Genomic DNA, 24,998 nt, shown 5'->3' with positions numbered 1-24,998 from the left:
CGCAACTCACTCTACACCTCCCGCGTGATGGCTGCGACGCGCAGCAGCTTATTGACGGTGATGGTTTTCCATAAGCGCCTTGCGCGTGGCGGGGCTTTCCAGTTGCGTCAGCCACCACTGGAGGGCACGTCCAGGCGTACGGTGGGCGGGGCCGGGCCATGCATAGTGCAGGCGCAGATTGCGACTGGCGCGCTGCACCTGTCTTGTGACCAGCAGGCCGGCATCGAGATAGGCCTGCACCATGCCGCGTGGCAGAAAGCCGGCGCCAATGCCGCGTATCTGGGCCTCCAGCTTGGCCTGCATGCTGTCCACGGTGAGCACGTCCTGGCCGTTGACCAGGCCAAAGCTGGTGTTGGTGCGCACGCCGGAGTCGGCCACGGCCACCATGCGATGGCGCAGCAGCAACTCGTCGGACAGCGGCTCGTCGAGTCTGGCCAGAGGGTGGTGCGGCGCGACGGCGAAGACGAAATCAATCTCCCCGATTTCGCGCGTCTGCAGCTCTGAGACATTGCTGGTGTTGACCGCCACGCCAATGGCCAGATCGGCATGGCCGCTGGTCAGCACTTCCAGCGTGCCATTGAGAATGCCGTCACGCAGCTTGAGTGTGGTGGGCGGGGTCAGCGCATAAAAGGCTTCGACCAGCTCGAAGATGGGCGTGCGGGCCACGGCCCCGTCGATGACGATGGTCAGCTGCGGCTCCCAGCCCGTGGCCACGCGCTTGACGCGGTGCGCCACGGCATCGATCTCCTGCAGCAGGCGGGCGCCTTCGCGCAGCAGGGCCTGGCCGGCCTCCGTGGCCTGGGCATGGCGCGAGCTGCGGTCAAACAGCAGCACATCGAGCGCATCTTCGATCTGGCGCACGCGGTAGGTCAGCGCACTGGGCACCAGGCCCAGGGAGCGCGCAGCGGCGGCAAAGCTGCCGGTTTCGGCAATAGCCTGCAGCATGGCCAGGCTGTCGGGGGTGAGCACATCGCGGGAGCTGGGCATGGTGAGATTGATGATTCAAACAGTTTGAATGATGCCATCAACGCCGTTCAGCCACAGCCTGGCAGGTGACTTCTACAGTAGAGCCCATAGAGACAGTCACTTGAACGAAAGGAAGCACACCATGATGACTCTGCGCAAATCCCAGGAACGCGGCTACGCTGACCACGGCTGGCTCAAGTCCTATCACAGCTTTTCGTTTGCCGGTTACTACGACCCGCGCCATATGGGGTTCGGCAATCTGCGCGTGATCAACGAAGACCGGATTGCCCCCGGCACAGGCTTTGGCTCGCACGGCCACCGCGATATGGAAATCATCAGCTATGTGCTCGAAGGTGCGCTCTCGCACAAGGACAGCATGGGCAATGAAACTCCCATCCTGCCTGGAGAGGTGCAGCGCATGAGCGCGGGCTCGGGGGTGGTGCACAGCGAGCAGAACTATGCCAAGGAGCAGACCACGCACTTTCTGCAGATCTGGCTGCTGCCCGCACGGACGGGTATCGAGCCAGGCTATGCCCAGAAGACATTCAGCGAGGCGCAAAAGCGTGGACGTCTGTGTCTGGTGGCTTCACCTGACGGTGCCGAGGGCTCGGTTCCCATGAATGCCGATGCACGCTTGTATGCCGGTCTGTTCGATGCAGAAGAGGCTGCCGATGTGGCCCTGCCAGCCGGTCGCAAGACCTATGTGCACCTGGTGCGTGGCGAGCTGGACGTGAATGGACAAAAGCTGACAAGCGGCGACGCTGCACTTATTGAAAATGAGGAGCGCCTGCGCCTTGCCAATGGCCGGGCTGCGGAAGTTCTGGTGTTTGACCTGGAACCTTGAGTCTGACGATTTCAAGGCTTGTACTGATATGAACCAACGCGGCCCTTGGTCGCAATGACTGGAGTTTAAATGTTGAATCAATTGCGAAATCCTCTGGACCTGGTGGGCCGTGTGCTGATTGCCCTGCTGTTTCTGCCAGCAGGCATTCAGAAAATCAGTGGCTTTGCGGGCACCGTGGGTTATGCCGCATCGGCGGGCATGCCCATGCCTCAGGTAGCGGTGGCGGTGGGCCTGGTGATCGAGATCGTGGGCGGTCTGGCCATATTGCTGGGTTGGCACACGCGCTGCGCGGCCTTGATCCTGGGATTTTTCACGCTGATCGCCAGCTTCTTCTTCCATAACTTCTGGGGCGTGCCCGCAGAGGCCGCCATGATGCAGCAGCTGCTGTTCTGGAAGAACATCGCCGTGGTCGGGGGCCTGCTTGGCTACGCCGCCCATGGGGCAGGTGCCTGGAGCGTGGACGGCCGCAAAGGCTGAAGCATGAAGAGCACAAGCTGAACGTGCGCAAGCGGTCATAGCTTTGATAAGCTAGCGCGCTCTCGCAAGACAAGGCCCGCCGGGTGTCAATCCGGCGGGCCTTTATTTGGTACAGATACAGGATGGCGCGGCGGATGGCCGCGCCGATGCAAGCAGGAAAGAAGAAATCATGAGCAATATCGTTGTGGTCTACCACTCCGGCTACGGCCATACCCAGCGCATGGCGCAATCCGTGGCCCAGGGCGCGGGCGCACAGTTGCTGGCCATCGACGCCGATGGCAATCTGCCCGAGGGCGGCTGGGAGCAGCTGGCTGCGGCCGATGCCATCGTCTTCGGCGCGCCGACCTATATGGCCGCTCCGAGCTGGCAATTCAAGAAATTTGCCGATGCCTCGTCCAAGGCCTGGTTTGCCCAGGCCTGGAAGGACAAGCTGTTTGCCGGCTTTACCAACAGCGCGAGCGTGCAGGGCGACAAGCAGGTCACGCTCGATTATTTCTACCACCTGGCCATGCAGCATGGCGGCGTGTGGGTGGGGCTGGGCCTGCTGCCTTCGAATACCAAGGCTGCCCAGCGCAACGATGTGAACTGGATGGGCAGTTTCTGCGGTGCCATGGCGCAGTCGCCCTCTGACTCATCGGCCGGCGAGATGGCCGGCGGTGATCTGGAAACCGCACGCCAGTTTGGCGAGCGCGTGGCCAAGGCTGCAGCACGCTGGGCCAGATAAGCGTTCGGCTAAGTTGGGTGCTATCCAATTCAAAGCGGCTAGCGCTGCTCCTGCAGGAGTTTCAGAGATGAATATTTCTGAAACTTAGCCTGAGCCAGCGCTAGCCGCTTAGTTTTTGATAGTAGCGTTGAGCGCCATCTTGGCGCTGCTTACTCCGCGTCTTGCTCCATCAGATGCTTTTTGATGGGGCGGGGGTGAACCAGCTCGGTGCGCGACAGATCGGTGCCCAGCGAGTCGCGACCGTCAAAGACGAAGCAGCCGCCGTCGTAGAACTTGCCGTCGGTCTCCTCGAAATATTTGAGGATGCCGCCTTCGAGCTGGTAGACGTTTTCGATGCCTTCGTCCTGCATGAGGATGGCGGCCTTTTCGCAGCGGATGCCGCCAGTGCAATAGCTGACGACGGTCTTGCCCGCGAATTCGTCCTTGTGCTGGCGCAGTGCGGGCGGGAATTCGGTGAACTTGCTCAGGCGCCAGTCGATCGTGCCGGCAAACGCGCCTTCGTCCACTTCGTAGTCGTTGCGCGTGTCCAGCGTCACCACCTCGCGGCCCTCGTCGTCATGGCCTTGCTCCAGCCAGCGGCGCAGCGTGGCCGGGCTGACCGATGGCGCACGGCCATGGGCGGGTCGAATGGCGGGATGATCCATGCGGATGATCTCGTTCTTGACCTTGACCAGCATTTTGCGAAAGGGCACGGTCTCGGACCAGCTTTCCTTGGGAGCCAGGTCGGCAAAACGCGGGTCTTGCTTCAGCTGGTCCACAAAACTGCGCACGGCCTGGGCAGGGCCGGCCAGGAAAAAGTTGATGCCTTCTTCGGCCAGCAGCACCGTGCCCTTGAGGCTCAGGTCATGTGCACGCTCCAGCAGCGTCTGGCGCAGCTGGTCGGCGTCGGGCAGGGGCGTGAATTTGTAGCAGGAGATGTTGAGTATGTCGGCCACGTCGATATCCGGGGGGGCGGCCGCGCGGCTGCTGCATCGACGGTGATGCAGCTCAGACCGGGGCCGTCAGCTCTGCCTTGATTTTATTGGACAGCTGTGCCACTGCGAGGGATGCGGGTGCTCCGGGCATGGCCTGCAGCAGCAACTGGCGGCGCATCACGGCCTCGCGCACGGCAGAGTCGACGGGAATATCGCCCCAGTGGGTCAGCTGCAGCGGCTGGCCGGACTCGGTGGTCACGAAGCGGTTGAGCACCTGCTGCAACTGGCCCGTGATGGCGCGGCCATCGCCGGGGCGTTGCGCCTGGTTGATGACCAGACGGATCTGCTGGCGCTTTTGCTGCAGGGCCAGCACCTTGATGGCAGCGTAGGCATCGGTCAGCGAAGTGGGCTCGGGCGTGGCCACGACCAGCACTTCGGTTGCCAGAGAGACGGAGAACAGCACCACATCCGAGATGCCGGCACCGGTGTCGAGCAGGATGATGTCGTAGCGCGGGCGCAGCAACTCCACCGTGCGCATGAACTGGGAACGAATCTCGGGGGTCAGGCGCGAGTACTCGATCATGCCCGAGCCGGCCAGCAGCACGGAATAGCCGCCCGGCGTGGTCAGAATGGCATCTTCCAGTGTGGAGCGACCCGTGAACACATCGTGCAGCGTGACCTTGGGGTAGAGGTTGAGCACCACATCCAGATTGGCCAGGCCCAGGTCCGCGTCCAATACCAGCACGCTGAAGCCATGACGCGTCAGCGCAGCAGCCAGATTGGCCGAGACGAAAGTCTTGCCGACACCGCCTTTGCCGCTGGTGACGGCAATGATGTGGGCCTGCTTGTTGCGGCCAGGCGCCCGCAGGGCATCTTCCATGGATATATGAGCGGGCAAAGTAGGGTGAGGGGCCAAGGTGTCCATCGTCTCAAGGCGTTATGACCTGGCTTGCGGCGTCGGTGTTTACGTCTGGTGCTGTATTGTCAGAGACATTTTCCTCTAACGAAGCGGCAGGCAAAGGGCTGAAAAGCAGGCTTTTTTCCTCGGCACTCACCGTACTGTCGGGCGGATCCTCCACGCAGACGCAGTTGCGTCCCGCCGATTTGGCCAGGTAGAGCTGGCGATCGGCACGCTCGGTCCACAGTTGCGCCGTGCTGCGAATCCATTGCTGGGCGTAGACCCCGCCGATACTCACAGTGACCTTCAGCGACTGGCCCGAGGACAAAGCGATGGAGTTGCTTTCGATGGCCTGGCGCAGGCGCTCGGCGACCGCACGGCCCTGATGCGCAGGGCACACCGGAAGCACTATGGCGAATTCTTCACCACCGAAGCGCGCCAGGGTGTCCATGGGGCGAATGATTTCGGACAGGGTCTGTGCCACGGATTGCAACACCATATCGCCGGCGATATGACCGTGCTCGTCGTTGATCTGCTTGAAATGGTCGATGTCCAGCATCAGCAGCAGTGCGGTTTCTCCGGAGCGGGCCACGCGGTCGATTTCGCGCTCGATCACGGAGCGGAAATGGCGTCGGTTGGCCAGCCCCGTGAGGGGGTCGCGCAAAGACAGTGCGCACAAGCCATCAATGAGTGCTTGTAGGTAATGGGTGGGAGTGTCAGTGGGCAGACGGTTATCGCTACCGCCCGCGCGAGTCACCAGATTGTGTGCGGTGGCAAGGCGCAGATCGCGCAAAAACACGGATTGGTGGGGGGCGGATGAAGTCACGACAAACTATCAATGATGACCGTCAGTGTAGCAGCGACCCCTAGCTTTTTGTGGATGTAGGCTTTTCGTCAGCGTTGATCCGACTCAGTTCTGTGGGGAAATTGCCAAGCGTTCGCAGAAAGTCGGCATCCGTGCGATAGAGCCTGATGGGGCTGCCTTCCTTGTGCAGCAGTCCGGCGCGTTCCAGCCTTTGCTCGGCCGGCAACTTCAATCCCACCACGTGCAGCAGACCGCCGCGCAATGCGACCAGGCGTTCCAGTCGGGCAAAGGTTTCGACTCCGGTGATGTCTATGCTGTTGATGGACTGCATCAGCAGTGCCAGGTCTTTGGCCTGGGGCGTTTGCTGCAGTGCATCGGCCGCGTAGCGCTCAAGTGCCGTGGCCGTGGCAAAGTCCAGGTCTGCATCCATGCGCAGAGCCACGACTTCAGGTGCCAGGGGTGGCAATTGCCAAAGCAGACGGCTGCGCAGGCTGCCGTCGGGATGCTCGCCGACCTCGATGATGCGCGGGTGCAGATGGTGATAGAGGTAGTAAGCCTGGCTGAGCATGATGCCCGCGAACACACCCCAGTACATGCGCGGGGCGGTGACGATGGTCAGCACCAGCGTGGCGACGCTGATGCTGGCTTCGACCTTGGAGATCCTGAAAAGCTTGAGAATCGCGCTGGGCTTGACCAGGTTGAGCACGGCGGTGATCACGATGGCAGCCAGCGTTGCCTGGGGCACATGGTAGAGCCAGGGAATGAACCAGAGCACGACCACAACCACCAGCAAAATGGAAAACACGTTGGCATAGCCGGTCCTGGCACCTGCGAGCAGATTGACGGCAGAGCGTGAGAAAGATGCGCTGGTGGCAAAGCTGCCGAACAGGCCGGCGCTGATCTTGGACAGGCCCTGGGCGATCAAATCCTGGTTCTCGTTCCAGCGCGTGCCGGCCTGCTGATGTTCGACCTGGGCGCTGGACGCGGTTTCCAGAAAGCTGACCAGGGAGATGACCAGCACGGGCATGACGAGGGCGCCGAACTGCTCCCAGTCCAGCATGCCGGGCCATTGGAAGCTGGGCAGCCCCGCAGGCAGGTGGCCGATCACGGCTCCGCCCGCATCGGCGAAGCCCGTGAGCCAGCTGATGAACCCGCTCAGACCGATAATGAAAATGGCCGAGGGAAAAGCAGGACGCCATTTCTTGGCCAGCATCAGCAAGCCCATGCTGACCAGGCCGTAGGCGATGGACTGGATGCTGAACAGATAGATGGACGGCGAATGCCAGACGGTGGACCAGTCAGCGCGCATGCCCAGCAGGGTGGGCAGCTGCGAAGCCAGAATCAGCAGCGCAGCAGCCTGGGTAAAACCTGCCAGTACCGGCGAGGTGACCAGATTGAGCAGCCAACCCGCGCGTACCACGCCCAGACTCCATTGAACCAGGCCCGACAGAATGGCCATCCATGCAGCGAGCACCACCCACTGGGCCGAGCCCGGTTCGGCCATGCCGGTCAGAGAGGCGCCGATCAGCAAGGCGCTCAGTGCCGTCGGCCCCACACCCAGGCGGGGCGACGGACTGAAGAGGATGGCCACCGCAGCAGGAATGATGGAGGCGTAGATGCCGGTAATCAGCGGCATGCCCGCCAGCGCGGCGTAAGCCACGCCCTGGGGCAGCAACATCAGGCCCACGGTCAAGCCGGCCCAGAACTCGCCGCGCAGCAGGCCGAAAGTCGGTTTGGGCCAATTAAGAAAGGGCAGCCATCGGGCCAGGGATTGCATGGAAGTCATGATTGCGGCGAACTAAATCGTCTGCAAGCTTAGTCGGGCTTTGTTGTGCAGGGATTAAAACAGGACGAGGCTGCGACCTTGGCCGAGCGGGACGCCTTGTTCCAAAGTGACTCGAGGCGTTGTCCGAACCGGGCCCGCATGGCAGCGATGGCGGCAAGGGTGTCGGCGGATGGCCGATGAGTCCGGGAGGGGTCGCCCGCCAGATTCGCGCCCTGCCATGCGACCGGGTGGGTCGCTGGCTGCTTGTGAATGATGTTCACGTTGAAATCGACTCGAAGACAAAAAAACGACGCCAGCTGCTATGGTTTTCAATGCTGGCACCGTGTTTCATCCTAGCACGCAGCCTGCGCATATGCTGGGGTGCGCTCCAGTTTCGGGGCAGGAGCGGCCATAAAAAAGAGAGGCTCATGGCCTCTCTTTGCACCTTGCGGTGCGGTGCGCGCAGTGGCTGAGCCACCTGTTGTCTATCAGTTGCCCAGGTTGCGAATCGCCTCGGGCGTGTACTGGCTGGGCTTGAGGTCGTCCTTGCCCAGAATCGGTGCCTTGGGGCGCTCCTGGACCAGATTCATGCTCACATAGGAGCCGGCATTCAGGTCATAGTAGAACGATGTGCCCGCGTGCCATTTCTTGATGTCGTAGGCATAGTAGTAATTGATTTCACCGTGCTGCCACAACTGGCCGCGTGCGTCGTAGAAGTCGCCCGAGACGGCGTGGCCGGTGTCTTCGTCGATGAACATCACACGCTTGGAGTACAGGTGTCGGAAGCCGGGCTTGAGCTTGCCCTCCAGCACCCAGACGCGGCGCAGTTCATAGCGGGTGTAGGCAGGGTTGGGATGACCTGGCTTGAGCAGATCGGCGTATTTCATCTGCTGGTTGATGCGGAAGGTGTTCGCAGGAATGAACATCTCGCGCTTGCCGTGCATGGTCCACTCGTAGCGCTCGGAGCCGCCGTTGAACAGGCGCTCGGAGTCGATGGTCGCCTTGCCGCTGGTGCCGGGGGAGGGCTGGTCATAGCCGAACTCGGGCAGCTGGCGCACGCGGCGAGTGCCAGGATCGTAATTCCAGGCCAGGCGCTTGTCCGTGCCGAAGTTCATGGGCTCGATGGACAGAATCACTCCGCCTTTTTCGCGCTCGGGCAGGATGGAAAAATTGGTCACATAGGCGTATTTTCCCTCGTTGGGCTTGCCCAGATTTTCCTTGGAGTCATAACGACTGAGCTGGATATAGCTGGTGCGGCCCCAGGCGATATCGCCGCTTGCGCCCACCAGTGCCATGTCGCGTTCCACCTCTTCGGTGCTGGCGCGGCTGGGCATGAGGTTGTTCCATAGCAGTTCCAGCCCGGTCTTGGGAATGGGGAAGGGCAGAGCGCCCATGAAGCCCTTGACTCCATTGCCATCGTTGACTACCTCGGCTTCCAGTGCATTGCGCTTGATGACGGCGCAGATGTCGTCGTCATAACGGAAGTCGCGGTGGCCCGGATAGACGGGAATGCGCATGGTGGTGGGGAACTTGGCGAGTAGCGCCTTCTGACCGGCGCTGAGCTTGTCGCCATATTGCGCCATATTGGCGGCCGTGATTTCGAACAGCGGCTTTTCGTTGGCGTAGATATCGGGCTGAAACTGTCCCACGGACTTGGTGAACTTCACGCCGGGAGGAACGCCCAGGATCTTGCCCGTGAATGGCGGGATGCTGCCGTCGGCATTGCCGGCTTTGATGGCGCCGGTGCAGGTCAGCTCCTTGCCCAGCTTGTCGGCTTCCGTGGCGGGAACCTTGGCACAGGCGGCTCCTGCGCTCAGCAAACCTATGCACAGCATCAGTGCTGCGCTCATCGTCTTTTGTTGCATTGCTCTTGTTTTCCTAGTGAAAAAACCTTGCAGGCCGTTGCCTGTGAGCATTTATTTTTCAGATATTTGTCATGACATGAATCGTCTGTTGAGACTAATCGACGGCATTCGAGGCAGGCCCAGGACGCAAAAAAGGCAGCGCCGTTGCCGGCGCTGCCTTGGGCGGGATCAAAAATGACTAGGTATTAACGCGAGCCGTTCAGATCCATTTCCGAGTATTTGACGATCTTGGTGCCCTTGACCCATTTGTAGCCAAACCAGATGACCAGGAAGAGAGGCAGGCCGATATAGGTGGCGATGGCACCGACCCAGTCGATCTGGTCCTTGATCAGGTTCTCATAGTTCTGGCCCAAGGTGATGATCAGGCACAGCACAAAGGCGAAGATGGGGCCGAAGGGGAAGGCCGCTGCCTTGTAAGGCAGCTGGTTCATATCGTAGTTCTGCACTTCGCAGCCCTTGCGGAAACGGTAGTGGCTGATGGCAATGCCCAGCCAGGCGACGAAGCCACACATGCCGGACAGATTCAGCAGCCAGATGTAGACCACTTCGGGGCTGAAGATATTGGTCAGAAAGCACAGGGCGGCAATCACGGTGGTGGCGATCAATGCCAGCACGGGCACGCCGCGCGTGTTGACCTGGGCAAACAGCTTGGGCGCCATGCCCTGCTTGGCCAGTGCATACAGCATGCGGGTGGAGGCATACATGCCGGAGTTGCCGGCCGACAGCACGGAGGTCAGCACCACGGCATTCATCACGGCGGCGGCACCCAGCAGGCCGGCACGTTCGAACACCAGTGTGAAGGGGCTGACGGCGATATCGCCCAGATCGTTGCGCAGCAACTTGGGATCGGTATAGGGAATCAGCAGGCCGATGATGAGGATGGCAAAGACGTAGAACAGCAAAATGCGCCAGAACACCTTGCGCACGGCCTTGGGCACATTCTTGGCGGGATCTTCGGATTCGCCGGCGGCGATGCCGATCAGTTCCGTGCCCTGAAAGGAAAAGCCCACCACCATGGCCACGCCGATCAAGGCTGCAAAACCGCCCGCAAACGGCGCGTCGCCTGTGCTCAGGTTGGCGATATTGCCCCAGATGCCGTCAGGCGCGCCACCTTGCAAAATACCGAAGATCATCAGCACGCCGATGGCGATGAAGACCAGCACCGTTGTGACCTTGATGGCAGCAAACCAGAACTCGGATTCGCCAAAGCCCTTGGCGGACAGTGCGTTCAGGCCGAACATCAGTGCCAGAAACAGCGCACTCCACAGCACGCCGTTGGTGCCCGGGAACCAGTAGGCCATCACCAGCTGCGCCGCAACCAAGTCCACGGCAATGGTCACGGCCCAGTTGTACCAGTAGTTCCAGCCCAGGGCGAAGCCAAAGCCTTCATCCACGTACTTGGCGCCATAGGTGGCAAAAGAGCCGGAGACTGGCATGTGCGCGGCCATCTCGCCCAGACTGGTCATCAGGAAATAGACCATCAGGCCCACGATCATGTAGGCCAGCAATGCGCCGCCGGGGCCTGCTTGCGAGATGGTTGCGCCAGAGGCGACAAAAAGGCCGGTGCCGATGGAGCCGCCGATGGCGATCATCGACATATGTCGGGCCTTGAGGGAACGGTGCAAGCCACCGTTGTCAGTTTTTGCTTGGCTATCGCTCATGAGAGATATTGGTTTTTTGCGGATCATGAAGCCTTGGCGGTCCTGGCTGGTAAAAGCCTCGGCCTCATGCCCGTTTGTTGCGCCCTGATATCAGGAGTCCCCGGATATCAAAGCGGTCAGCGTGAACGGCGATGACATGCATCGTGCTCAGTGGCTTCCGATAGGGTGCAGATTGTGAGCGATTTGCGCATGAGCCGTACAGCATGAGCTGTGGATCAGGGCCGCCATGGCTTGAATCGATATCTAAGTGTTTGATATTTCAGAATTAATGACTGGATCGGAAATTCAAAAAAATATCCTTATATCTTCGTCAAATCGTCGGCGAGAGTGGCTTCATACTCGGCCTGCATTCAGTAGGGATCTGTCTATTTGATTGTTTTCTTTTTTATTTCGTCAAAAATAAATGCCGAAATGTCAATGTTGGTTGTCGATAGTTTCTATCTTGAGATGAAAAAAGCCGCCGGCCAATGATTATCAAGGACTGGCAGCTTCTTTTTTGATAGTGACCTGTGTGCGGTCAGGCCGTCGGCTTGAATCAGCTGAGCAGCAAGGCGTCATCAGCGAGCTTCTCGCCACGCACCTTCTCGAACATATGCAGCAGGTCGGGCACGTCCATTTTGGAGCGCTCTTCGCCGCTGACGTCCAGCACCACATTGCCCTGGTGCAGCATGACGGTACGCGTGCCCACATCCAGCGCCTGGCGCATGCTGTGCGTCACCATCATGGTGGTCAGATTGGCTTCCTGCACGATGCGTGCCGTCAACTGCAGCACAAAGTCCGCGGTGCGCGGGTCCAGGGCAGCAGTGTGTTCGTCCAGCAGCAGAATGCGCGAAGGCTGCAGCGCCGCCATCAGCAGGCTCACGGCCTGGCGCTGTCCGCCCGAGAGCAGGCCGATGCGGTCGGTCAGCCGATTTTCCAGACCCAGGCCAAGCGTGGCCAGACGGTCGCGGTACAGCTCGCGATTGCTGGCCTTCACTGCCTTGGACAGGCCGCGGAGATTGCCGCGCTCGTGTGCCAGCGCCATGTTCTCTTCGATTGAAAGGTCTTCACAGGTGCCGGCCATGGGGTCCTGAAACACGCGGGCCACCTGCTTGGAGCGGGACCATACCGGCATGCGCGTCATGTCGATGCCGGCAATTTCGATCTTGCCCTTGTCCACGCTCTGGTCGCCCGAGACGCAGTTCAGAAATGTGGACTTGCCTGCGCCGTTGGAGCCGATGACGGTCACGAACTGACCGTCGGGGATGGACAGCGACAGGCCGCGCAGGGCGCGGGTCTCGATCGGCGTGCCGGGATTGAAGGTGAGTTCGAGGTTTTGTGCGTTCAGCATGATGTATTCCGATCAGTCACTGAGGGCGCAGCATTTGTTAGTGCTGCAGTTCCTTGGCGAGAGGGCCAGCAAGGGCCGCCCCGCAGCAAAGGCCATCGTCCCCCTTGGGGGACGCGGCAAAGCCGCTCAGGGGGTTACTTTCTCTTCAGCTTTTTCTTGATTTGCGGAATCACCAGTGCGATGGTCACCAGCACTGCCGTCACCAGATTCAAGTCCTGTGCCTTGAGGCCGATGGCATCGATATTGAGGGCCGCAGCGATGAAGAAGCGGTAGACCACGGCGCCGAGCACCACGGCCAGCGTGGCCCAGATGATCTTGCGCGAGGGCAGGATGGTTTCGCCCACGATCACGGCCGCCAGACCGATGACGATGGTGCCGATGCCCATGGAGATGTCGGAGCCGCCCTGCGTCTGCACGAACAGCGCTCCGGCCAGACCGACCAGGCCATTGGAAATTGCCATGCCCAGCAGAATCATGGCGCCGGTGTTGACGCCCTGGGCGCGGGCCATGCGGGCGTTGGAGCCCGTGGAGCGGATGGCCAGACCGCGTTCGGTGGCAAAGAACCAGTCCAGAGCCAGCTTGGCCACGATGACGAAGCCCAGCATGATGAGGGGGCGCATCACATAGTCGTCAATATTCGCCGGCTGCAGCATGGTGAACAGAGTGGGTTCGTTGATCAGCGGCACATTGGGGCCGCCCATGATGCGCAGGTTGACCGAGTACAGGCCGATCATCATCAGGATGGAGGCCAGCAGGTCCATGATCTTGAGCTTGACGTTGAGCCAGCCTGTGATGAAGCCCGCCACGGCACCGGCTGCCGTGCCGGCCAGCGTGGCCAGCCAGGGGTTGGTGCCCGTGGAAATCAGAATGGCGCACACCGCACCGCCAAGGGGAAAGCTGCCGTCGACCGTCAGATCGGGGAAACGCAGCAAGCGAAAGGAGATGAAGACGCCCAGCGCCACCAGGCTGAAGATCAGGCCAATTTCAATGGCACCGAGGATGGAAAATAGAGACATAGAGAGAGCGACAGGCGCGGCAAACGTCTAAAAAAATCGGCAGGGCCATGTTGCCACGGCACCTGCCGCTGTGCTGGCACCGCCTGAGAGCGGCAGTGCTGGCGACAGGGAGTGGATTACTTGACCACGGTAGCGGCGGACTTGATCAGCGCGTCGGACAGCTTCACGCCTTGCTTTTCAGCGGCGCCGGGGTTCACGAACAGTTCCATCTTGGTAGAGACTTCGGGCTTGATGTCGCCGGGCTTCTCGCCCTTGAGAATACGCGCCACCATGCGGCCTGTCTGTTCGCCCAGATCGCGGTAGTTGATGCCGTAAGCGGCCACGGCTCCACGCTTGACGGAGTCGGTGTCAGACGCTACCAGAGGAATCTTGGCGTCCTGGCCAACCTTGACCAGCGATTCGTAGGCCGACACCACGTTGTTGTCGGTGTTGGTGTAGATCACGTCCACCTTGCCTACCAGCGAGCGTGCGGCGCTGGAGACGTCCACCGAGCGGGGAGCCGCAGCCGTCACCAGAGTCCAGCCCATCTTGGGCAGCAGGGCCTGCAGTTCCTTCACAACCACGGCGGAGTTGGCTTCACCGGGGTTGTAGACCATGCCGATGCGCTTGGCATTGGGCACGACCTGCTTGACCAGATCCATCTGCTTGTCCAGGGCCAGCAGGTCGGAAACGCCGGTCACATTGTTCTTGGAGGGTTCCCAACTGGCGACCAGCTTGGCGGCAACGGGGTCGGTCACGGCAGAGAACACGACGGGCACGGTCTTGGTCGACGCGATCACGGCCTGCGCGGAAGGCGTGGCGATGGCGACGATGGCATCGGGCTTGTCACCCACGAACTTGCGCGCGATCTGGGCAGCCGTACCGGTATTGCCCTGTGCACTCTGGTATTGCCACTTCAGGGACTTGCCTTCTTCGTAGCCGGCTGCCTTCAGGGCATCCTTGACGCCGTCGCGCACCGCATCCAGGGCGGGGTGTTCAACAATGGCGGTCACGGCCACGGACTTGGTATCGGCGGCATAGGCACCCGACATGGCGGAAATTGCCAGGGCCAGTGCGCCCATGCGGGCCAAGGACAGCTGCTTCATGTGTATCTCCAGCGTTTGTTGTGTGTTGCAGGTGAATTAAGACGGCAGTGCGTGATGCGCGTCGCCTCGCGGCAAAGTCTACTGCACCGATCTGGCTGTCTTCGCGATTGAGATAACCTTGTTTATCCCTATACGATGATCGCGAAAAAATGGCATGAAAGCTGCGCAAAGCGCTAATTGGCGGGAGTTAGTGTGTGTGGAAGCCGGGCAATGGCGCGCAATATTGCGTTGAGCGGGGCCGGATTTTGGTTTTCTACTGCATTTTTCCTGCGCCTTGTGCGATATGGGCAGGCATATTGATGCAATTGCCTGTTTTTTGAACATTGCTCTTTCTGCACCGGCAAGCGATCTTCATTGAGTGATTCGCGGCGATTGCGGTGGCATGCGTTTTTGCTGTGATGCTGCAAATTTGTGGGCATTTGGCAGCCTGCGTTGCTAAAAACATTCAGCCCATGAAAAAAGCCTGCGCAGCAATGGCTGGCGCAGGCTTTATGGAGCAGCATCCGGAGCAGCTGCAGCCGCCGAATGCAATCGTGGACGGATTACATACCTGAGTAGTTGGGGCCGCCGCCGCCTTCGGGTGTCACCCAGACGATGTTCTGTGTCGGGTCCTTGATGTCGCAGGTCTTGCAGTGCACGCAGTTCTGTGCATTGATCTGCAGGCGCTGCTTGCCGGCATTGGCTTCGTCCTCGACGAATTCGTAGACGCCTGCGGGGCAGTAGCGCTGCTCGGGACCGGCGAACTTGGTCAGGTTCACGTCGACGGGAACGCTGGCGTCCTTGAGCGTCAGGTGAGCAGGCTGGTTCTCTGCATGATTGGTGCTGCTGATGAACACGCTGGAGAGGCGGTCAAAGGTCAGCTTGCCATCGGGCTTGGGATATTCGATGGGCGTGCAATCGGCTGCAGGCTTCAGATAGGCATGGTCGGGCTTGTTGCGATGCAGCGTCCAGGGGATGTTGCCGCGCAGCACGAACTGCTCCAGGCCGTTCATGATCGAGGCGGTGGTCAGGCCCTTCTTGAACCAGGCCTTGAAGTTGCGTGCCTTCCACAGTTCCTCATACAGCCAGCTGTTCTCGAACGCATAGGTGTAGGCAGTCAGTTCGTCACTCTGGCGACCTGCGACGATGGCGGCGTAGGCAGCTTCGGCGGCCAGCATGCCGGTCTTGATCGCGGCGTGGCTGCCCTTGATGCGGCTGACGTTGAGGAAGCCGGCTTCGCAGCCCACCAGCGCGCCGCCGGGGAAGACAAAGCGGGGCAGGCTGGAGATGCCGCCGGCCGTGATGGCACGGGCACCGTAGGAGATACGCTTGCCGGGCTTGATGCCATTGGCTTCGTCACCTTCCAGGTAGTAGCGGATATTGGGATGGGTCTTCCAGCGCTGCATCTCCTCGAATGGAGACAGATAGGGGTTGGAGTAATCCAGACCGGTGATGAAGCCCAGCGTGACCAGATTGTCTTCCAGGTGATAGAGGAAGGCACCGCCGTAGGTGTCGCTCTTCATGGGCCAGCCTGCGGTGTGCAGCACCATGCCGGGCTTGTGACGCTTGGGGTCGATTTCCCAGAGTTCCTTGATGCCCAGTCCGTAAGTCTGCGGGTCGCGGTTGGCGTCCAGGGAGTACTTGGCGATGATCTGCTTGCCGAGGTGGCCGCGCGCACCTTCGGCAAAGATGGTGTACTTGCCGTGCAGCTCCATGCCCAGCTGGAAGTCGCCCGTGGGCTCGCCTTCCTTGCTGATGCCCATATTGCCGGTGGCCACGCCCTTGACGGAGCCGTCTTCGTTGTAGAGCACTTCGGCCGCAGTGAAGCCGGGGAAGATCTCCACGCCCAGGGCTTCGGCCTGCTCTGCCAGCCACTTGGTGACAAAGCCCAGGCGAACGATGTAGTTGCCTTCGTTATGGAAGCACTTGGGCAGCAGCCAGTTGGGCGTGCGCAAGGAACTCTTCTCGCCGAGGAAGACCATGGCGTCTTCGGTCACCGGCTGGTTCAGGGGGGCACCCTTTTCCTTCCAGTCGGGGATCAGCTCGGTCAGCGCGCGAGGGTCCATGATGGCGCCAGACAACGTATGTGCGCCGGGCTCGGAGCCTTTTTCCAGCACGACTACGGAGACATCCTGACCTTTTTCGGCCGCCAGTTGCTTGAGGCGAATGGCAGTGGCCAGGCCACCGGGGCCACCGCCCACCACCACCACGTCATATTCCATGGCCTCTCGCGGGCCGTACTGGGCCAGGATCTCTTCGTTTGTCATCGGGAAAGTCTCGCTTGATATTGGATTGGGAAAACTGGCGTGCGCGGCCTTGGCAGGTGCGTCTGCAAAAACCGCGATGCGGGCGATTCTATGCTGACAGCCCGGCACGACCGTGCAGATTTGGCGACAGCGCATCAATCGGTGTTGTGGCAAAGTCCATAGGCTAGTGATCGCCCCAGGGCATGCCATCCCTCAAAGAAACTAGAACAAGGTGGTGAGGCAGTTGCAAATCTCGTTCAATCAGGAGACATACCGGCATGAAAATCGAGCTGCCCGAGCTGAAGAAGCAGGTCTATGAAACGCGCTTTCCCGTACGCTGGGGCGATATGGACGCCATGGGACATGTCAACAACGCCCAGTACTTTCGCTATCTGGAAACTGCCCGTATCGACTGGATGCATGGCATGGGCCTGAATCCGGACTCCGCGGGGCAGGGGCCGGTCATCGTCAACGCCTTTTGTAATTTCTATCAGCAGCTTGCGTATCCCGACGAGGTGCTGCTCAAGATGTTTGTCAGCGATCCCGCACGCACCACTTTTGAGACCTGGGCCACCATGGAGCGTGTGGCGCAGCCGGGAGTCATCTGCGCCGCTGGCGGAGGCACGGTGATCTGGGTGGATTTCCCCCGGCAGAAAGCCGCTGCGCTGCCGGACTGGATACGTTCGGCGGTAACGGCCTGAGTTCTGTTCGGAATTCCGTACATCAATCCAGATGTCGTCCGGAAAACCGATTGTGGTTATGCAAAAAAGTATTTTGAATATAAGCAAATCAAAGACTTGGACGTGATTTTTTGGCTGGCACGGTATGTGCTTAAAGGACGGCACGCCGCTTCACTGCGGCTGACCAAGTGAGACTGGGGCTGGGCCTTGCTGACGAAACCTCGGTTCCGTCGGCGGTCCGTCTCGGTTTGTTGTCTCTGTCAGAACCCGGTGCCTACAAGGCCTGGACTCCGGCAGCGGCTCAAACAACGCATACCAAGATTCCAAGAAATGAAATCCAATCGCCTGACCATCATGGTTCTGCTGGCCATGGTTCTGGGTGTGGTTGTGGGCTATCTCGTCCACGCCAACGCCGCGACACCGGAGACTGCCAAAGACATTGCCGGCTATTTCGGCATTCTTACCGACGTATTTCTGCGCATGATCAAGATGATCATCGCGCCCCTGGTGTTTGCCACGCTGGTGGCGGGCCTGGCCAATATGGGCGATGCCGGCTCCGTGGGCCGTGTGGGCGGTCGTGCACTGGGCTGGTTTATCGCGGCATCGTTCTGCTCGCTGTTTCTGGGTCTGGTTTTTGCCAATGTGCTGCAACCCGGCCATGGCCTGACCGTGGAGCTTCCCACGAATGCCGAGAGCCTGGGTCTGAAGACCGGTGCGCTGAACTTCAAGGATTTCATCACCCATGTCTTCCCCAAGAACATCTTCGAGGCCATGGCCACCAATGAGGTGTTGCAGATCCTTGTGTTTGCGCTGTTCTTCGGTATCGCTCTGGGCTACCTGAACCACCAGAAAAAGCACATGCTGGTCGATCTGATGGAAGAGACCTCGCATGTCATGCTGCGCGTGACCGAGTACGTGATGCGCTTTGCGCCCGTGGGCGTGTTCGGCTCTGTCGCCGGCACCATTGCCACCCACGGACTGGGCATGCTGCTGGTGTTCGGCAAATTCCTGCTGGGCTTCTATATTGCGCTGGCCGCGCTGTGGGTGCTGCTCATCGGTGCCGGCTATCTGGTGCTGGGCAAGGATGTCTTCCGTCTGCTGTCGCTGATTCGCGGCCCGGTGCTGGTGGGCTTTTTCACGGCCAGCAGCGAATCCACGCTGCCCAAGCTCATGGAGCAGCTGGAAAAATTCGGCATCAAGCCGCGTATCACAGGCTTTGTGCTGCCTCTGGGTTACTCGTTCAACCTCGATGGCTCCATGATCTACACCACCTTCCTGGCCATCTTCATCTCTCAGGCCTATGGCATCGAGATGTCGCTGACCGCGCAGCTGACCATGCTGCTGGTGCTGATGATCTCCAGCAAGGGCATTGCCGGCGTGCCTCGTGCCTCGCTCGTGGTGGTTGCCGCCGTGCTGCCCATGTTCGGTTTGCCGGAAGCGGGCATCCTGCTGATTCTGGGCATCGACCACTTCCTGGACATGGGCCGTACATTGACCAATGTGCTGGGCAATGCCATTGCCACGGCCGTGGTTGCCAAATGGGAAGGCGACGAAGAGCAGGAGTCCTGCGCAGATCTGGCTGTCGAGCCACAGCTGATGCCCGAGCCCATTCGCGCCCGAGCCTGATCGTCCGTTGCCCGGATTCCTGTCCCCTGCAGTGCCGGGCGCTGCTACCATGGTTCGCACCATGTTAGCTTTCCTGCCCCCGCGCCTGCGTGCTGTTTTGCTGATCCTGCTCTGGCTGGCTGCAAGCAGCCTGGGCGGCTGGCTGGGCTATCAGGGCTTCGTCAAGATCGGTCTCGAGACCGTGGTGGCTGCCGGCAACAACCGCCTCGATCTCTATGCTGCCAGTCTGCGGCGCGAGATCGACAAATTTGCCTTTCTGCCCGATGTAGTGGCCCTGCAGCCCGAGATCCTGTCGCTGCTGCAATCGCCGGGCGACGAAAGACTGCAGTCTCGCGCCAATCTCTATCTGGAGGAACTGAGCCGTCGTGCGGGCACCCTCAGCGTCTACATGCTCGATCACGACGGTCATGTGCTGGCTGCCAGCAATTGGCGCCGCGCCGACAGTTTTGTGGGCGAGAACCTCGGTTTCAGGCCCTATGTCCAGCAGGCATTGCGAGAAGGGCGCGGGCGCTACTTCGGCGTAGGCACCACGCGCGGTGAGCCCGGCTATTACCTGACCACTACCTTAGGGCAGGGCGAGATGCATGGCGTGGTGGTGGTCAAGGTCGGGCTGGCGCAGCTCGAGCAATCCTGGGCCAGCGCAGAGTCTCCGGTACTGGTCAGCGACGAAAATACCGTGGTCATTCTCAGCAATATGCCGGCTTGGCGCTTTGCGACCTTGCTGCCGCTGGATGAGGCAAGGCGTGCCGAGCTGGAAGCTTCGCAGAAATACAACCGTCTGAACCTGCGGCCTCTGGGTTGGCGTGGCATGAGCAATGTCACTGGCGTCAGGCAGGTGAGCATTCCCGATGTCAAGGACGCTGCGGCAGACCAGAGCGCAGGCCGCTTTCTGGCCCAGTCCAGACCTATGGCCGGCACGCCCTGGCAGATTACCGTGCTCTCCCCCCTGAGCGTTGCCTTGCAACTGGCGGCCAGTCGCGCCTGGGTGACGGGGGCATTGATTGCGTTGATGCTTTTGCTGGGAGCTTTGCTGTACCAGCGGCGCAGACATGTGCGTGAGCAACTGGCGGCCCAGCAAGCTCTGAAACAGGCCAACGAGGTGCTGGAAAACAAGGTGCAGCAGCGCACAGCCGATCTGCAGAGTGCCAATGTGGCGCTGCAGCAGGAGGTGATGGAGCGCATGCAGGCCGAGACCACGCTGCGCGCGGCGCAGGACGAGTTGGTACAGGCAGGCAAACTGGCCGTCATCGGTCAGCTCTCCACGGAAGTGGCCCATGAGCTGAATCAGCCCCTGGCGGCCTTGCGGGCGCTGGCCGGCAACAGTCAGCGCTTTCTGGAACGTGGTCAGAGCGAGATGGTGCAAAGCAATCTGCAGCGCATGGCCGAGCTGACCGAGCGCATGGGGCGTATTACCGGGCAGTTGCGCAACTTTGCCCGCAAGTCCGCCGGCCAGCCCGAGCAGGTTGAACTGGCCAAGGTGGTCGATGGCGCCCTGTCCCTCATGGAGCCGCGCATTGCCCAAAGCGGCGTCATGATCGTGCGACAGCCCTCGGATCTTGAGCTGAGCGCCTGGTGCGATGCCAATCGCGTACAGCAGGTGTTGATCAATCTGCTGAGCAATGCGCTGGACGCTGTGCAAGGCGGCAATACGCGGTGCGTGGAAATTGCCTGCAACCGTTGCGGTGCCTGGGCGCAGATCACGGTGCGCGATCATGGCCCCGGACTCAGCGATCAGGCGCAAGCGCGACTGTTCGAGCCTTTTTTCACGACCAAGCCCGAGGGACTGGGCCTGGGTCTGGGCCTGCCTTTGTCGGCCGAGATTGCCCAGGCCGCAGGCGGCAGCCTGACCGGCGGCAACCATCCGGAAGGCGGGGCCATCTTCACGCTGAGCCTGCCCTTGGTGGATACTCGGCCGCTGTCCTGATTGCCTGCAGCCCATGAACCCTTCCCTCAAAGTCCTGATCGTTGAAGACGATGCCGATGTCGCCATGGCCTGTGAGCAGACCATGCGCCTCGAAGGTCTGGACTGCATCTGTGTGAGCAGTGCCGAGCAGGCGCAAAAGCACCTGTCCCCGGATTTTGCCGGCATCGTGGTCGGCGACATCCGCTTGCCGCAAATGAGCGGCCTTGGGCTGCTGGCCGCCGCCCGCGTGCTGGACGCCGAACTGCCCGTGATTCTCATCACCGGGCACGGCGATATCTCCATGGCCGTGCAAGCCATGAAGGATGGCGCCGCCGATTTTCTGGAAAAGCCGTTTGCGCCCGAGCGCCTTGTGGAAGCCGTGCGCCGTGCGCTGGAGCGCCGTCGCCTGGTGCTGGAGGTGCGCAGCCTGCGCCAGCAGCTACAAAGTCGGAATGTGTTGGAGCACCAGTTGCTGGGGCGCTCGCTTCCCATGCAGCAGCTGCGCAGCACATTGCAGAGCCTTGCGGCCAGCGAGGCCGATGTGCTGATCTGGGGGGAAACGGGCACCGGCAAGGAAAGAGTCGCGCGCAGCCTACATGAATCCAGCCGGCGCAAGAGCGGCAATTTTGTTGCCGTCAACTGTGGCGGCCTGCCGGAGACGCTGTTTGACAGCGAAATGTTCGGCAGCGAGGCCGGGGCCTTTACCGGCGCGGGCAAAAAGCGCATCGGCAAGATCGAACATGCCAGCGGCGGTACCTTGTTTCTTGACGAGATCGAAAGCATGCCCCTGCCCATGCAGGCAAAGCTGCTGCGCGTGCTGCAGGAAAGAGTGCTGGAGCGCCTGGGCTCGAACACGCTCATTCCGGTCGACTGCCGTGTGATTGCTGCAACCAAGGTCGATTTGCTGGAACTCAGCCGTCAGGGCCTGTTTCGCTCCGATCTCTACTACCGTCTCAATGTGGTGACGGTGAACCTGCCCCCGCTGCGCGAGCGCCGCGAGGATGTTGCGCTGCTGTTCGAGCATTTCGCGTTGCAGGCCGCCGCTCGCCACCAGCGTCCCGTGGCAGAGCTGACGCCGCAGCGTCTGCAGGCATTGCTTGCCCACGACTGGCCAGGCAATGTGCGCGAGCTGCGCAACACGGCCGAGCGCATCACGCTGGGGCTGGATGCCGGCCTGTCCCCGTCCGGTACGGCGCCCGAGGCAGCGGCTTCGCTTGCGGCAACCATGGAGTCCATAGAGCGTTCCCTGATTTCCGAAGCCTTGCGCAACAACGAAGGCAGCCTGACGCGCACGGCGCAGGCGCTGCACACCCCCAAGACCACGCTGCACGACAAGATCCGCAAGTACGGACTGTGATCGGGCTGTGACCGAGCCATGAACGCGGCTCAGCAGGCTCGCCGTTGCCGGGCTTGCGCTTCGGAGCGAAACCGCGTCCCGCTACACTGAGGCATGCGTGAATTGAAGGTCATGGTCGTCGGTGCTTACGGCTTCTTCGGCAGCCGGCTGGTTGCCAGGCTGGCCAGGCAAAGCGGTTTGCACATCGTGGTGGCAGGGCGCTCGGCCTCTGCGGGGCAGGCGCTGGTTGAAAGTCTGGCCCCCGATGCTTGCTCAAGCCTGAGCCACGTAGTGGTGGACGTGATGGCGCCCGGTCTGGAGGACAGACTCAAGACGCTGGAGGTGGACGCACTCATTCACACTTCGGGCCCGTTTCAGGAGCAGGACTACCGCGTGGCCCGAGCCTGTGCCCATGCCGGCGTCCACTATGTGGATCTGGCCGATGGGCGTGACTTTGTCTGCGGCATCGATGTGCTCGATCCGCAGGCCAAAGCTGCGGGCGTGCTGCTGCTCAGCGGTGCCAGTTCGGTGCCAGCTCTGTCCTCGGCGGTCGTGGATGCGCTGGCTTCGGGCATGGCTCGCGTCAGCGATATCGACATAGGCATCAGCCCGGGCAATCGTACGGATAGAGGCCTGTCCACCGTCGCTGCCATCCTCAGCTATTGTGGCAAGCCGCTGCCTGGCTTGGGCCAGCAAGCCTTGATTGGCTGGCTGCGCAGCTATGGGCATGACTATCCGGCCCCTGTTGGGCGGCGGCTGCTGTCGGCCTGCGATGTACCGGATCTCGCACTGCTACCGCTTCGCTATGAAGGCAGTCCTTCCATCAGATTCGGTGCTGGGCTTGAGCTGTCGTTCTTGCAGCGCGGGATGAATGCCATGGCCTGGCTGGCTCACAGAGGGCTGGTGCAGGACTGGTCTGCACATGCGCGCAGGCTCAAGCGCATGGCGGACTGGTTCAGGAACTGGGGCAGCGATGCAGGGGCCATGCATGTCACGGTCAGTGGCCTGGATGCAAAGGGGCAAGCCTGCCAGCGCTGCTGGGGGCTTATGGCGGGCTCGGGCGACGGGCCTTATGTTCCCACGCTGGCCGCCAGTGCGCTGGTACGCAAGCTGGCTGCGGGTGTACCGCTGGAGCCGGGCGCCAGGCCTTGCATGGGGCTGCTGACGCTGCAGGACTTTGCAGCCGAAGCGCAGGGACTGGATATTCAGATGCGGGAGCTTGCTTGATGATGCTGAGCGCCTCTTTGTTTCAGCAGGCCATGGGCGATGAGTTCTGCAAGCTCGATGTCGCCCTGCAGCGCTTTCACGGCCTGCAGGGTGAGCATGAGCTTCAGGGCAGGGTGCAGACCGGCGCCCCCCGGACTCTGGCGGCCAAGCTGCTGGCGCTGGCTCTGGGCACGCCACGCGCCGCCAGCGAGGGGACGATTCATTTCGAACTGCAGGCCAGTCCCGAGGCGGAAACCTGGATTCGCATCTTCCCCTCGCAGCGCATGCACTCAACCATGCAGTTGCACAATGGCCACCTGATCGAGCGCCTTGGCCTGGCGCGACTGTGCTTTGCCTTGCAGGCGGTAGATGGACGGCTTCTCATGCGACTGCAGCGTCTTTACTTTCTGGGCTTCCCATGTCCGGGCTGGCTGGCACCGCGCATCGTGGCCGAAGAAACCGGAGCCGGGGAGCATATGCAATTTCATGTCGAAGCGGCCGTCCCCCTGATTGGCGTGGTGGCCAGTTATCGTGGCTACCTGTTGCTGCCCGAGGAACAAGCATGATTGTGGTCTTTGATGGGGAATGTCTGTTGTGCAATGGCTGGGTGCAGTTCTTGCTCAAGCACGACAAGCAGGGCGTTTTTCAGTTCGCCGCCATACAGGGCGAGGTCGGCGGCAAGCTGTTGGCCGATGCAGGCTTGCGCATGGAAGGTCTGCAGACCTTGCTGCTGGTGGACGGACAGCGCTCCTGGCAGCACACGGATGCCATCTTGCGCGTGCTGCACGCACTGGGCTGGCCCTGGCGACTGACAGCGGTGATCAGGTTGATACCTTCTGCATTGCGCGATGCGCTCTACCGCGTGATTGCCAGAAACCGCTATCACTGGTTTGGCAAAAGCGAGCAGTGCATGATGCCGGATCCCGCTGTGGCTGCCCGATTTCTGGATTGAGTTTCGGATGAAAAGCGGTATCGCTCAGCGAATATGGGGATCAATACGATTGATGGATACGCAATCAGGCATGCTCTGCCGGCATGGGCGGAATATTCAATAGGGCTTGGTACTTCTTCTGCAGATCGCCAAAGCGTTGCAGCGTCGGCAGAACAGCTTGCATATTCAGCGCCTTGTGCAGCCGCAGCAGCAGCTGCTGCTGCATACCGAGATTGTTCAATGACTGGTAGCCCGCGTGAAAGCAGGCTTCGCCTTTTTCATCTTCGTAGTACAACTGTTCCAGCTCGCGCCAGCCCACGCAGTAGCCGTAGTCAAAGAACTCCTGAAAGTTCTCGGCAATCACCCAGCTCAATTCGTTCACGCAGGGCAGTGTCATGACGATGGGGCTGACGCTACCGGGCAGGCGCTCATCGACCAGATAGCTGTAATGAACGCTGTCGCAGCCCGTGGTCGCAAACGTCATCACATTGCGCGGCGTGCACCAATCGATGTAATCGGGTACGGGGGGTATCTCCAGTCGCAGGCCGCAGTCCCCAAAAACGGCTTCGGGCGACAGGCCGAACTGCGGGCCAATGGCCGCGGCTGCGTCATACAAAGTCTGCAGTGGTGCAGGAATCTGAAAGGACCGAATTGCATTGCGCATTGCAGCATATTAGCAACGCCGGTTAGGCGGCCCGGCGCTTACTCACTAGAATACGCCGCTTATCAGTCCTTCTTGAT

Annotated in this window: 23 protein-coding genes; 11 read left to right on the top strand and 12 right to left on the bottom strand. The window is 60.9% G+C overall.

Annotated features, from left to right (window positions below; translation table 11 throughout):
• Positions 1 to 48: 48 nt before the first annotated feature.
• On the bottom strand, positions 49 to 987 hold the full coding sequence (locus tag AAIL67_RS19835) for a LysR family transcriptional regulator (protein WP_034410166.1): 939 nt from the start codon (positions 985 to 987) through the stop codon (positions 49 to 51).
• Between the two features lie 121 nt (positions 988 to 1,108).
• On the opposite strand from AAIL67_RS19835, the gene AAIL67_RS19830 reads away from it, so the two are divergent.
• The 3 genes from AAIL67_RS19830 to AAIL67_RS19820 all read left to right on the top strand — a co-directional run bounded on the left by AAIL67_RS19830 (position 1,109) and on the right by AAIL67_RS19820 (position 3,011).
• Positions 1,109 to 1,810 (top strand): pirin family protein, encoded by a 702-nt coding sequence (locus AAIL67_RS19830; protein WP_003064881.1) that lies wholly within the window; start codon positions 1,109 to 1,111, stop codon positions 1,808 to 1,810.
• A gap of 69 nt (positions 1,811 to 1,879) precedes the next feature.
• Positions 1,880 to 2,287: a DoxX family protein gene (locus tag AAIL67_RS19825; protein ID WP_012838442.1), complete on the top strand. Its 408-nt coding sequence runs from the start codon at positions 1,880 to 1,882 to the stop codon at positions 2,285 to 2,287.
• Between the two features lie 169 nt (positions 2,288 to 2,456).
• Positions 2,457 to 3,011 carry a flavodoxin family protein gene (locus AAIL67_RS19820; protein ID WP_034355547.1) on the top strand — a complete coding sequence of 185 codons (555 nt, stop codon included), beginning with the start codon at positions 2,457 to 2,459 and terminating at the stop codon, positions 3,009 to 3,011.
• 149 nt (positions 3,012 to 3,160) lie between these two features.
• Here AAIL67_RS19820 and AAIL67_RS19815 read toward each other — a convergent pair whose 3' ends face one another.
• From AAIL67_RS19815 to AAIL67_RS19775, 9 genes are all read right to left on the bottom strand, one after another.
• Positions 3,161 to 3,946 carry a sulfurtransferase gene (locus AAIL67_RS19815; protein ID WP_003064888.1) on the bottom strand — a complete coding sequence of 262 codons (786 nt, stop codon included), beginning with the start codon at positions 3,944 to 3,946 and terminating at the stop codon, positions 3,161 to 3,163.
• 52 nt (positions 3,947 to 3,998) lie between these two features.
• Positions 3,999 to 4,805, bottom strand: coding sequence for a MinD/ParA family protein (locus tag AAIL67_RS19810; protein ID WP_034355541.1), 807 nt, complete (start codon positions 4,803 to 4,805; stop codon positions 3,999 to 4,001).
• A 49-nt stretch (positions 4,806 to 4,854) separates the two neighbouring features.
• Entirely contained in the window at positions 4,855 to 5,649 is a 795-nt protein-coding gene (locus AAIL67_RS19805) for a GGDEF domain-containing protein (RefSeq protein WP_051517656.1), read from the bottom strand.
• Positions 5,650 to 5,689: 40 nt separating this feature from the next.
• Positions 5,690 to 7,405: a SulP family inorganic anion transporter gene (locus tag AAIL67_RS19800; RefSeq protein WP_034355603.1), complete on the bottom strand. Its 1,716-nt coding sequence runs from the start codon at positions 7,403 to 7,405 to the stop codon at positions 5,690 to 5,692.
• 476 nt (positions 7,406 to 7,881) lie between these two features.
• On the bottom strand, positions 7,882 to 9,258 hold the full coding sequence (locus AAIL67_RS19795; protein ID WP_034379410.1) for a DUF1329 domain-containing protein: 1,377 nt from the start codon (positions 9,256 to 9,258) through the stop codon (positions 7,882 to 7,884).
• Between the two features lie 185 nt (positions 9,259 to 9,443).
• Positions 9,444 to 10,919, bottom strand: a complete 1,476-nt coding sequence (locus AAIL67_RS19790) for an amino acid permease (RefSeq protein ID WP_034361973.1) — start codon at positions 10,917 to 10,919, stop codon at positions 9,444 to 9,446.
• Positions 10,920 to 11,454: 535 nt separating this feature from the next.
• Entirely contained in the window at positions 11,455 to 12,249 is a 795-nt protein-coding gene (locus AAIL67_RS19785; protein WP_003064901.1) for an ABC transporter ATP-binding protein, read from the bottom strand.
• Positions 12,250 to 12,383: 134 nt separating this feature from the next.
• A complete protein-coding gene (locus tag AAIL67_RS19780) occupies positions 12,384 to 13,265 on the bottom strand; it encodes an ABC transporter permease (RefSeq protein ID WP_012838434.1) in 882 nt (293 codons plus the stop codon).
• 116 nt (positions 13,266 to 13,381) lie between these two features.
• Positions 13,382 to 14,350, bottom strand: coding sequence for an ABC transporter substrate-binding protein (locus tag AAIL67_RS19775; protein ID WP_034355528.1), 969 nt, complete (start codon positions 14,348 to 14,350; stop codon positions 13,382 to 13,384).
• Between the two features lie 395 nt (positions 14,351 to 14,745).
• Between AAIL67_RS19775 and AAIL67_RS19770 the strand changes: the two genes are divergently transcribed.
• Positions 14,746 to 14,904 (top strand): hypothetical protein, encoded by a 159-nt coding sequence (locus AAIL67_RS19770; protein ID WP_156367901.1) that lies wholly within the window; start codon positions 14,746 to 14,748, stop codon positions 14,902 to 14,904.
• On the opposite strand, the gene AAIL67_RS19765 is transcribed toward AAIL67_RS19770, so the two are convergent.
• Positions 14,893 to 16,596 (bottom strand): electron transfer flavoprotein-ubiquinone oxidoreductase, encoded by a 1,704-nt coding sequence (locus AAIL67_RS19765; RefSeq protein WP_034355525.1) that lies wholly within the window; start codon positions 16,594 to 16,596, stop codon positions 14,893 to 14,895. The genes AAIL67_RS19770 and AAIL67_RS19765 overlap by 12 nt on opposite strands.
• Before the next feature lie 257 nt (positions 16,597 to 16,853).
• Here AAIL67_RS19765 and AAIL67_RS19760 point away from each other — a divergent pair, with 257 nt between their 5' ends.
• From AAIL67_RS19760 to AAIL67_RS19730, 7 genes are all read left to right on the top strand, one after another.
• A complete protein-coding gene (locus AAIL67_RS19760; RefSeq protein WP_063661292.1) occupies positions 16,854 to 17,276 on the top strand; it encodes a thioesterase family protein in 423 nt (140 codons plus the stop codon).
• A 309-nt stretch (positions 17,277 to 17,585) separates the two neighbouring features.
• Positions 17,586 to 18,881, top strand: coding sequence for a dicarboxylate/amino acid:cation symporter (locus AAIL67_RS19755; protein WP_039050781.1), 1,296 nt, complete (start codon positions 17,586 to 17,588; stop codon positions 18,879 to 18,881).
• A gap of 61 nt (positions 18,882 to 18,942) precedes the next feature.
• On the top strand, positions 18,943 to 20,805 hold the full coding sequence (locus AAIL67_RS19750) for an ATP-binding protein (RefSeq protein WP_231905772.1): 1,863 nt from the start codon (positions 18,943 to 18,945) through the stop codon (positions 20,803 to 20,805).
• A gap of 13 nt (positions 20,806 to 20,818) precedes the next feature.
• Entirely contained in the window at positions 20,819 to 22,141 is a 1,323-nt protein-coding gene (locus tag AAIL67_RS19745; RefSeq protein ID WP_343484642.1) for a sigma-54 dependent transcriptional regulator, read from the top strand.
• Between the two features lie 93 nt (positions 22,142 to 22,234).
• Complete coding sequence (locus tag AAIL67_RS19740) at positions 22,235 to 23,347, top strand: saccharopine dehydrogenase NADP-binding domain-containing protein (RefSeq protein ID WP_343484641.1); 1,113 nt, start codon at positions 22,235 to 22,237, stop codon at positions 23,345 to 23,347.
• Positions 23,347 to 23,892, top strand: coding sequence for a DUF4166 domain-containing protein (locus tag AAIL67_RS19735; protein WP_343484640.1), 546 nt, complete (start codon positions 23,347 to 23,349; stop codon positions 23,890 to 23,892). Before AAIL67_RS19740 ends, AAIL67_RS19735 begins: the two co-directional genes overlap by 1 nt.
• The gene (locus AAIL67_RS19730) at positions 23,889 to 24,278 is read left to right on the top strand and encodes a thiol-disulfide oxidoreductase DCC family protein (RefSeq protein WP_343484639.1); all 390 of its coding nucleotides are present in this window, start codon (positions 23,889 to 23,891) and stop codon (positions 24,276 to 24,278) included. Before AAIL67_RS19735 ends, AAIL67_RS19730 begins: the two co-directional genes overlap by 4 nt.
• A gap of 64 nt (positions 24,279 to 24,342) precedes the next feature.
• Here AAIL67_RS19730 and AAIL67_RS19725 read toward each other — a convergent pair whose 3' ends face one another.
• The gene (locus AAIL67_RS19725; RefSeq protein WP_063661279.1) at positions 24,343 to 24,921 is read right to left on the bottom strand and encodes a hypothetical protein; all 579 of its coding nucleotides are present in this window, start codon (positions 24,919 to 24,921) and stop codon (positions 24,343 to 24,345) included.
• Between the last annotated feature and the right edge of the window lie 77 nt (positions 24,922 to 24,998).

Source organism: Comamonas sp. A7-5, from assembly GCF_039581385.1.
Taxonomy (GTDB): Bacteria; Pseudomonadota; Gammaproteobacteria; order Burkholderiales; family Burkholderiaceae_C; genus Comamonas; species Comamonas thiooxydans.
The sequence above is the reverse complement of the archived record's forward strand: the minus strand, read 5'-3'. Positions and strand labels throughout refer to the sequence as shown.